Origin of the sequence: Sphingomonas sp. CCH9-E2 (assembly GCF_001557215.1) — a bacterium.
GTDB lineage: Bacteria > Pseudomonadota > Alphaproteobacteria > Sphingomonadales > Sphingomonadaceae > Sphingomonas.
The window spans coordinates 1-10,395 of record NZ_LSJM01000161.1 but is presented as its reverse complement, the minus strand read 5'-3'; the positions used below and the strand labels follow the sequence as shown (position 1 = coordinate 10,395).

General features: G+C 65.5%; 5 protein-coding genes. All 5 read left to right on the top strand.

Going from position 1 to position 10,395, the window contains the following annotated elements:
• Positions 1–886: DUF3363 domain-containing protein (locus tag AX681_RS08485; RefSeq protein WP_156456058.1), on the top strand; the 886-nt coding region annotated here is incomplete at its 5' end.
• A gap of 329 nt (positions 887–1,215) precedes the next feature.
• Positions 1,216–2,535: a DNA cytosine methyltransferase gene (locus tag AX681_RS08480; RefSeq protein WP_066664272.1), complete on the top strand. Its 1,320-nt coding sequence runs from the start codon at positions 1,216–1,218 to the stop codon at positions 2,533–2,535.
• Between the two features lie 12 nt (positions 2,536–2,547).
• Positions 2,548–4,653, top strand: a complete 2,106-nt coding sequence (locus AX681_RS08475; RefSeq protein ID WP_066664275.1) for a hypothetical protein — start codon at positions 2,548–2,550, stop codon at positions 4,651–4,653.
• Positions 4,650–6,158 carry a hypothetical protein gene (locus AX681_RS08470; protein WP_066664278.1) on the top strand — a complete coding sequence of 503 codons (1,509 nt, stop codon included), beginning with the start codon at positions 4,650–4,652 and terminating at the stop codon, positions 6,156–6,158. Before AX681_RS08475 ends, AX681_RS08470 begins: the two co-directional genes overlap by 4 nt.
• The coding region (locus AX681_RS08465; RefSeq protein ID WP_066682052.1) for a hypothetical protein at positions 6,158–10,395 on the top strand (4,238 nt) is incomplete at its 3' end. The genes AX681_RS08470 and AX681_RS08465, both read left to right, overlap by 1 nt.

Sequence of the window (10,395 nt, the reverse complement as noted above, 5' to 3'; positions counted from 1 at the left end):
CCGCCATTACCTCATCGTCGACGGGATCGACGGGCGCAGCCACTATGTCGCGCTCGGGCGCCAGCCGGCGGAGGGCGTCGGCGAGGGCGCGGTGGTGCGGGTCGCGCCCAGTCGCCCCGGTGTGCGCGAGGTAGATCGGACGACCGCCGCCGTCGCCGCCGCCAATGGCGGCCGCTACGACATCGACGCCCACCTGGCCCACGACCGCCAGGCCAGCGAGGCGTTCGCCCGGAGCCATGTCCGCCGGCTCGAAGCGCTGCGGCGCGGCGGCGCGGGCGTCGAGCGCCTGCCCGACGGGAGCTGGCGGATCGCCTCCGACCATCTCGAGCGGGTCGAGCGGTTCGAGACGGCGCAGGTGCGCGCGCGTCCGGTTGCGGTCGAGCTGCTCGCGGCCGGGCCGCTAGAGCGGCTGGCGGCGGCGGACGGCGCGACCTGGCTCGACCGTCGGCTGCTGAGCCCCGCCGACGCGCCCGCGCGCGATGCGGGGTTCGGGAGCGCGGTGCGCGATGCCGAAGCGCGGCGCCGGCAGTGGCTGGTGGAGGAGGGACTCGGCAGCGAGCGGGCAGGCGTGTTCGAGCCGCGCCCGGGCATGATCGAGACGCTGCGCCGGCGCGAGCTGCTGCGGGTGGCGGCGGCGCTCTCGCGCGAGCTCGACCTCCCGTTCGTCGAGAACCAGTCGGGCGGCCATGTCGAGGGCATCTACCGGCGGCGGCTCGACCTCATGAGCGGCCGGTTCGCGCTCGTCGAGCGCGCCCATGATTTCACGCTGGTGCCGTGGCGGCCCGTGCTCGAGCCTCATGCCGGCAAAAGAGTCTCGGGAATCCTGCGCACCGAGGGCATCAGCTGGACCATCGGGCGGGGCCGCCAGGGCCCGTCCATTTCCTGACTGCGGACGGGAGGTGGAATCGACGTGCTTGACGCGCACCGTCAAATAGAACAAAGATGGAACAAGTTGCTCGTTTCCCATTGGGCCGCGTGGCTGGGGAATGGCTATCGGATTGCGAAGCCGTATGCGAAAATGGACGTTCCGATATCTCCTCTTCGGGATGGCCCCGCCAGGGCAATGTTGCTATCGTTCGAGTGCCTGCGGCGGCCAGCAATCCTCGCGGGCGGTCGCAGCGCGTTAGCGCTTGTCGGCCCACGAGGAAGGGGCATTGCCTTGAATCGGCGTCCAACCCGGCGACCGACAAGCAATCCAGGGGTGGCTAGTAGTCGATGAAGTCTTACGGGTTCGCTGATTTGTTTGCTGGCTGCGGGGGGCTTTCACTTGGCTTTTCACTGGCAGGACTGAAAGGGCGTTTCGCGATTGAGCGCGACGAAATGGCATTTCGGACCTTTTCCGCGAACTTCCTGGACCGGACTGATATGAAGGCGACGTTCGACTGGCCTTCCTGGCTGGAACAGCGCGCCTGGGGAATCGAAGAAGTACTCGAGAAGCACAAGAATGACCTCGTAGCAATGCGAGGGGCCATCGACGTGCTCGCGGGCGGTCCACCTTGCCAAGGCTTCAGCTTCGCTGGCAGACGTGTCGAAGACGATCCACGAAACCTCCTCTTCGAGAAGTACGTCGAGGTCGTAGAGGCCCTGCAGCCAAAGGCGCTCGTCCTTGAAAACGTCCCTGGCATGAAGGTGGCCCACGCTCGCCGCAACGTCATCGAGCTACACGGTAGCCAACCGGAGCGCTCCAAGTCCTTCTATGACAAGCTGGTCGATAGCTTGGACGAGGCGAACTACCGCGTATCGTCGATGCTCGTGGATTCATCGCTCTACGGCGTCCCGCAGAAGCGGTCCCGGCTGATCGCCATCGGTATTCGCAAGGATCTTTGCGAGTGGCTCGACGGAGGCATCAAGCGCTTCTTCGATCTGCTCGAGGAATCTCGCGCTGCGCAGCTGCAGGAGCTTGGGCTTGGCTCCGCGGTCAGTTCGTCGGATGCGCTTTCGGATCTCGAGGTGGGGCGGCGGCCGACCGTCCCTTGCCTTGACCCGGAGTCCCCGCCCCGGTTCGAGGAGGCGGCATACGACGGTCCTCGCTCGCCATACCAGCAGCTTATGCACGCTGGCCACACGGGCAGGATGGATAGCATGCGCCTTGCCCGGCACCGGGATGATGTGCGGGAACGCTTCGCACGCATCCTCCAAGAGTGCCGGAAGGGCGTGCGCATGGACGACGAAAGCCGTCGCACCTACGGCCTCAAGAAGCACCGCATCTACCCGATGGACGGCGCCGAGCCAGCCCCGACAGTGACGACGCTTCCGGACGACATTCTTCACTACTCCGAGCCCAGGATTTTGACAGTTCGCGAGTACGCGCGCCTGCAGTCGTTCCCCGACTGGTTCGTCTTCCGCGGCAAGTATACGACCGGCGGCACCCGGCGGACGAAGGAGTGCCCCCGCTACACGCAAGTCGGGAACGCCGTGCCTCCGTACCTTGCGCGCGCGATCGGCGTTGCCCTTCGCCGGCTCCTCGACGAGGTCGAGCTCACGCAATCGATTTTCGGAAGCCGCGAGACAGGGGCAGCCGCTGCCGCGGGATAGGGGGGATAGACCGTGGAAATTAGCGCAGCGCCGTTTCCGGCGCAGTTGCTCAATTGGGCCGGAAACCGGGCAGGCGGCGTCCGTCGCCTTTTTGACGCGGCAAGCGGCCGGCCGGGCGAGGCGGTATTCGAAACGAACCTGCTGCACCGCCTCGAGGCTTGGAGCACCGCGGTTGTTGAAGCGCCCGGCTCAACACCGCGCATCTTGCTCCTCGTTGGGGGCCCAGGGAACGGCAAGACGGAGGCCATTGAATCGGTAGTTGGCTGGCTTGACCGTGCGCTGGGCGGGAATGCTTCGTTGGCTCGTGCTTTGAGGGACGAGTTCTTTCCGCCGGAAGGCAAGCCAGTGCCGCGTCTGGTGCGTATCGACGCCGGGGCGCTCGGGACGCCGCCGCGGGAGCTTGCCCTCTCGATCGTACAGGACGCATCCGCAGTTGTTGACGGTTCGGGTAGGGTTGCGGCGCAAGCGCTGCTCGACGAACTCAACGCAATGATGGGCGCCCAGTCGCGGGAAGCCTACCTATGCTGCGTCAATCGAGGAATCCTCGACGACGCGCTGATCGAGGCGATAGACCAGGGCTTGGACCGTCCCCGCCGGCTTCTGGAGGCGGTCACGCGTGCCGTTAGCCTTTCCCCCGACGCGCCTTCCTGCTGGCCGCTGGACGAGTTCCCCGAAGTCGCGGTCTGGCCGATGGACGTCGAAACCCTCCTATTGCCTCCCGTCGAAGGCGGCGAGGCTCCAGCCAGCCGCCTGTTGCTACGCGCGCTCGAAGAATCCGATTGGCCGGCCGCGGGAACCTGCGCTGCGGGGGCTTCTTGCCCATTTTGTGGTAGCCGGGAACGCTTGGCTCGCGACCGCGAGCAAGCCTCGCTTCTCCAGATGCTTCGTTGGTTCGAGGTTGGTACTGCGAAGCGCTGGAGCTTCCGCGACCTCTTTTCGCTCGTCTCCTACCTGCTGGCCGGGCACCGCGTCTCTCCTCGCGAAACGGGCCTGGCACCTTGTGAATGGGCCGCCAAGATGGTGGAGCTCGATCAACAGGCAAGTCGCGGCGGGCGTCCGGCCAAGGAGCAATCAACGGCGATCTTCCACCTAGTTGCCGCCCAATACCAACATGCGCTCTTCCACCGCTGGGATCGTGATGCTGGACCCGCACTGCTCAAGGACCTGAGAGACCTCGGCTATGAGGACGACAACACGGCGATGGGCTTGCAGTGGTTTCTGTCTTCGCGCCGATCGCCATACTTGCCGACGATGATCAGCGACGCGCTCGAGGGGCTTGCCGACCTACTCGACCCGGCGCTCGCCGATCCCGACACCGAGGTCCAGGCAACGCGCAACACGCGTTTTGCACTCCGCGAGGTGGACGTCCGCTTCAGCCGGTCAGTCAGCGAAGGGCTGGAATATCTTCGCCGCCTCCAGATCCTCTCTCGGATAGAGGTGGATTTGATCGAGCGCCTCGGGCGATTGGACGCGGAGCTTTCCGTCGCCGCCATTCGGCGCAAGCGCCCCGCCGCCGCGACAAACGTGCAGCGCCTCGTGCGCGATTTTGCATGTCGCCTGGCGCGGCGATCGCTGGGGGCCCGTTGCGCCGCGGTTCGCGACGCCGAGATACTCCAGCAATTCCAACGGGTGGTGGAGGACGAGGCCGGCGATGACCTGTTCGATGTCGCTGGGGAGGTCGAGCAACTGCTCAATGTCAATCAGGACTTCGAGATCTCGCTCACGACGACGTTCGGGCAGCCGTTGCCGCCTGCCATCCGCCGCGCGACCCTCGTTGTCCCGTCGCGATCGGTGAAGCCGGTGGAGGAAAGGGCGCCCGGTCGCCCTGCATCTCCCATTTGCTTCCTGCTGGTGGGGGATGGGCGCTCTGGCCAGCCGATCGCGCTGACCTACGAATTGTTCAAGGCCGTCAAGGAACTCGAGCAGGGCATGTCGGTGGCCTCCTTGCCGCGAACAGTCCTGGCGCTGCTCGATACGACGCGTGCCCGCCTGTCCGGGCCAATTGTCCGCGACCGTGCCGTGCTCGACCGAGCCCGCATTCGCATCGGCCGTAGCGGGACCACGGTCGTGCAACGACGTACCGGGTTTGCAACCCGCAAGGATGGTGGAGCCCGATGACCCTGGAGCGGTTTCGCGACGAACCCTGGCGCACGTCCCACCAGGCATACCAGGACTCCGCCTTGGCCATGTCCCCTGCTCCCGAGTACGCGAGCTCGGAGGTGATCCTGTCTTCGCTCTACCGACAAGCGGGCTTCCTGGAGGCGACCGAACGCACCGTTCCGCAGCGAGGCCGCGAGCTCGATCGCGAGGTGGAGCGCTACAGGAACCAGTCGAGGAGCCCGGGCGACGCGGCCCTGGATGCTGACGCATTCCACCTATTGCTGCACTCCGTGCTCGAGAGCCCCAAGCTTCCTAACCAGTCTTCGAAGCGGTTCGTCCAAGTGACGCCTCTGGTCCCGCAAGCTGCCCTATTCTCTGGTTCGGCGCGCCTCAGCAGCAATTCTTGGCCGGCCGGTGCCCTGGTCAGGCGCATGATCTGGCTGGGATCACCAGATCAGGATCGTGCTTCCGAGACTTGGCGTTCGCTCTTTGATGCGCTTTCGGTGACCGAGGAAGATGACATTTTTGCCCGTTTCCTCCAGGCCGAAATCGCTGCATGGGTGCCGGAACCCACCTGGGGAGCATTCGAGGTCGCTGGCGAGGCGAACCTTGACCCGAACGACCGTGGCGACGCCAGCTACCCCGCGCGGCAGTTTGTCCGGGACCTACAGTCGATCATCGCGGCGAAGAACGCAATGACGCGGAGGCAGTGGACGAGCTTGCTCGAGGCCGTCGTTCGGCTCGCGGCCGTCGCGCATGTAGCCTGGCTTTGCGACGTTCACGCCAGGACGTGGGAATGCATCCGGCGAGCCGCGACTGGCGCAGCTCCGGCGACTGCTGCCGAGGTGCGCTCGCTCGTTTTCCCACCAACCTTCACCTTCCTTTCCTATGGCGATCGGGCACTTCCTGGGATTAAGGACCGCGCTTCTGCATTCCTGCAAGCCCGCCTCGGCCTGAACGCAGTGCTGTGGGCGTTGCAGGCCGAGAACGGCGACCGCCCGCGGTCGCTGTCGTCGGCCGAGGGAATCGCGTCGCTCTGCGAGGAAACGCACGAAAGTCGATCGGCGCTCGAAGCACGCCGGCTCATGGAAACCCTCGCCGAAGTCGGGGAGCGAGAGACGCGTGCCTTGCTGTGCAAGAAGGGAATTGGCTCGAACATCATGGAATTCGCACGCCACGTCCTCGGCCAACGCCAGGCGGCCAGCCCCATATTGCGCGGCTATGACCAAGGATATGCCTTGCGGAAGCGAGGCACCAGCAACTCGAGTCCCTGGGTCGTAGGCCTGGGGCCCGTCGCGGTGCTTGCCCTCGTCCATTGTGCCCTTGCCAGCACCACGGGACCACGATCCGTGCATCGACTATCGCAACATCTCGCGAGATACGGACTAGCCGTCGACCACCGAGACATTGCCACCAACGATCTCGGCCACCAGCTGCGAATGCTTGGCTTGGTACTGGATAGCCCAGATGCCGAGAGCGGAATGTTGCTTGTCCCGCCGTTCGCGGCCGTGGAGCCCGTGTGATGAACCTGCTTGCATCGCATATTGCCGACCTGGTGTCGGAAAGGATCGCCCAGGCGCTCTCGGGTGGCGAAGGAGAGGTCCGCCTCATATTCCATGGTCCGCCGCTTTCGATAATGGAGGCGGTATTTGACCGCGTAGTCGAGGGAGCGGCCGCGGCGACCGGGATACCGATCCTCCTGCAGTTGCCGAGGCTTGGCCCCGGTGAAGCAAACCCCGCCATCGGTGCGTCGGGCCGGTGTGACGACACGCACCTGCTGAACCTGCGCAACCATCCCTCGCAACCCACATTCGTTGCGCTAGTGCCGCCTGGGCAGCACAGCATGCGGTCGGTGACCTCGACGACCGACGAATTCGGTGTCGCGGCCAGCAACAATGGCGGCAACGTGCCGTTCGAGGATTGGTGGGCCGACGGATTCATCCAGTCTCTTGCGCGCGCGGGGGCCGGCCTGGCTGGCCTGCAAGCGCAGGATGAAATCGAGGAAGCCGTAGCACTTGTCGGGCGGGCAGCTGCTGCCTCGGACGAGATGGATACCGAACGCACGCAACGCGGGGCCGCGTGGCGAGTCCTCTCGCGCCTGTTCTCTGCGGTTCCAGGGGCGAGCGACTTACGCGCGGGCCAAAGGATCAGCTTGGCGTGCGGCATGCCGCCGATGGCTGACGGGTCCATATCGTCCCGGGACCAGCCATCGACGTTGGAGAAGATTGCAGATGCGGTCGCCGACGGGTTCGGCGCGGGAGTCCGGCGTGCGCAGGAAGGTGCGTCTGACGACGACGCGGCCCATCTCGATGCCTTCCTCGCGCACATCCGCTCGGTTTGCGACCTGCCAACCGCGTTCGAGAGGGCGACGGCCGCCTTCTATTGCCCAGCAGATGACTTGGAGATTTCGGCGGCACCGGCTTGGTGGCGCGCCTTGACGGTCGAGAAGTGGTCCGAACTGCTGACGGAAGACGCAGCCGCCACCGGTGACATAAGAATGGAGTGCTCCAACTGGCTCCTGCCGCCAGCAAAGGGCATGCCGGTGGTCGTGGAGGCGAGCGTCGCGCTTTCTTTCGAGACAGTGGGCCCGGACGCGACCGGCACCGTCGTGACGCTCGAGCGTCGTCCCGGCGGACCTGGCGGTCCCCTCGTAGGCGAGGTGCAGGTCGGCGAGGGCGAGTCCGTACTCGTGGACAATGCTCCGCCGCCACACAAATCGCCGATCCGCTACGTGGCGTCGGCCGATGGCTTCAAGCCGGGGGCGGTAAAGGTTGTCTCGCTAGCCACCTGGCAGCCGGGCATTTTCGTCGCGTGCCGCGTGGCGCGAAAGCTCACGCCGCCGCGCAAGCCTTCGCGGCGCGCACGAGGAGCCCCAGAATGGGAGACCAGCCTCTCAGTCCCCGGGGGCGGGAGGTACGAATTGCTCGTCTTTGCGTCGCCCGGGGTCAGTGTCGATCCAGTGGCGAGCGGGACTGCGGACGATGCCAGCGAACGCGCGGATGGGTCGCAAGAAATCAGCGTGCGCGCCGTGCGCGACGGTTTCCTCCAGCTAGAAGTGGAAGCCGACAGCAACTACCAGGTGGACATCTCCTTCAGCCGCCAGGCGCCGGACGGCTCGGTTGGCCACGAAAAGTGCCGAGTCTTCGTCGTGGTCGAGGAGGTCGCGGAGCAAGGCTGCAGGAGTGAGTTCGAGCGCTTGATCCGTGCCAACCGCCGCGTCATCGAGCCGGCGGATGCGAAGCCGGTGGTACAGCTTAACAGGAGTGCGCGTGCATCGAGCCTCCAGGACTGGATGCTGGCCGAGAATGCCGTGGCATGCTCCTACCTGCCGCTCGTCATTGCTGACGACTACGTCGATGCATGGGTGCAACCGAAGTGGGGCGTCGGAAACGGGCCTGTCTTGTCAACCGGTCGGTTCCTCCAGGATCCACGCCCCACTGCTTCCGAATTCCAGCCCCCGGAGGGTTTCGTGGAGGCACGACAGGCGATTGCTGCGCGCATTCGGGGCGAAGGCGACCAGACCGGCCTCTGCGAATCAGCAGAGTTCGGCAAATGGCTCGCAAACGACGAGAGCTTTGGCGCGCTGGTGGAGCGCTATCTCGATGCCTACCAAGCGTGGCTCGCCGCGGAACCGGACGTGGCCTGTTGGGTCGACGTCGTCGTCGTCGCCTCGCTGGAAAGCGACCGCCGCACGATTTCGCGCGTGCCCGATGCCATACTCCTGTCCCCCCTGCACCCCGCACGGATCGCCTGGCATGCTGTCGCGCAAGGCGTCCTGTATGACGCGGATACGGGCGGCCGTCCGTGTCCGGCAGTGAGTGTCCTTGACCCGGACTGCGTGCCGGACCTCCTGACATTGTCGCTGCGCTCGCCGGGAGGAATCGAGAAGGTCGACTTCGTCGCGGTCGAGAACGGCACCGACTACTGGTCCGTAATGTGGAACGGCGACCGGCTGGGGCGCTTGCCAGCGCGTTCTCGCGAGGCGCCATTCGGCGAGGCCTTCGGAATTTCGGTCGGCGGCATCTCGATCGGGTTCAGCGCTGCACAAGTTGCGCGCGCACTCGAGGACGTGTCTGGCTTGCTTTCCGCAAAGCCTGTCGTGGGTGTCGTGGTGGCAAGTGCAGGAGGAACGACGGACGCATGCAATGAAGGACTAATTAGCTGGAGCTCCGAGCGTTTCCGCCAGGCGGAGGGGCGCACGTCCCGGCAGTCCGTCGGGTCGCGCTTCGTCGATATATTCGACCATCGCGATGCCGTATCGCGCCCGGACGACGCTACCATCGCGAACCTTGCCGAGGACACCCGGAACAGCGTTCGCTGGTTTGAGGGACAGCCTTCGCGGGCCAGGCCGGACCTCGGCATCATTGCCCAGCTCGACATGTCCGAGCCAAGCGGGGCGGCCGTGGATGGCCGCTCGCCCCTTGGCCACGGCGCTCTCCTGCGGCACCGCGTTAGGCGGCAGCTTCCAGGCGCATTTCTCAGCGAAACGAGGCAGTCGGTACCTGCCACTCCCTCGGGCGACGTGCTCGCGGACAAGGTCGCGGCATGCATCGGGACGATGGAAAGCCTCGGCGAGCGCCGTACCGGGATGCGGTTCGCGCCAAACGTCAACGCCGTGCGCGATATGCTGGAAACGCGCAGCACCGACTTTGTCGCTGTATCTTCATCGGCGATCGACCCGGCCTGCTTTCTCGGAGGATGGCTGGAGGACGCCTACCTGTGGGACTACGACATGCCGTCGTATTCCCATCGCGCCGGCGATACGAATGGGTACTATCTGCTGTCCAAAGTGAAGCAGGCGGACCGCGAGGCGCTGGCCCGCGCGCTGGATCGGCTGCCCGGATGCTCCGGCATCGAGGCGGACCGCGTGCAGGACGTGCTCCTCGAAATTGCGCGGCGCGGCATCCCGACCATCCGGGGCCTTGCTGGCGATAACGCAGGTGCCACGGGCGACCTGGGGATGTTTGTCGCGGTGCGGCTGCTCCAGGACCGCTTCCGAGTCTCGAACATCGGGGAGAGTCTACTTCCCGTGGTCGCGGGAACGGAGAAAGACGCTTCCGTTTGCATCATCGTGCCCGTGGACCCGTTTCGTGGATACCTGAACGACCTCGCAAGGACCTTGAGGCAAGATCGCAAGGACGCCACCCTTTCCAGGCCGGACCTCCTCGTCATCGGGATTAGGTTGGTCGGAGGCTCGGTGCGCATCCATCTCACGCCAATCGAGGTCAAGTGTCGCCCAGGCTCTGTCTTCCCTGCTTCCGACGTCAACGACGCGCTCGAGCAAGCACGGACATTTGCCCGCCTGCTAGGAAGCATGCTGCCGCACGAAGGACAGCCAAAGGCATGGGCGCTTGGGTTCCAGCACCTGCTGCTATCCATCATCGGATTCGGCATGCGCGTCTACTCGCAGCATCCAGACGTAAAGGGCCGGGAATCCCAATGGTCTTCCATCCATGAGCGCGTGGCGGCCGCGATCCTCGATCCAGCTCCGTGCGTAACGGTCGACCAGCGCGGCCGCTTGATCATCGTCGACGACAGTCCTCGAAGCGGCGCTCGCGACCGCGATGGCGACGGCTTCGACGAAACGGTGACCATCGGCGCGAGCGACGCTGGGCTCGTCGTGGCCGGTGATCCGCTAGCCTTCTACGACAGCGTGCGCGCCAAAATTGGCGATTGGGGGGTGTACCCTTCGGCCGACGAAGCCGCCGCCGAACCTGCCTCCGAAGTACTTCCTGCCCCCGTCCCCGCGGACATCCCGCC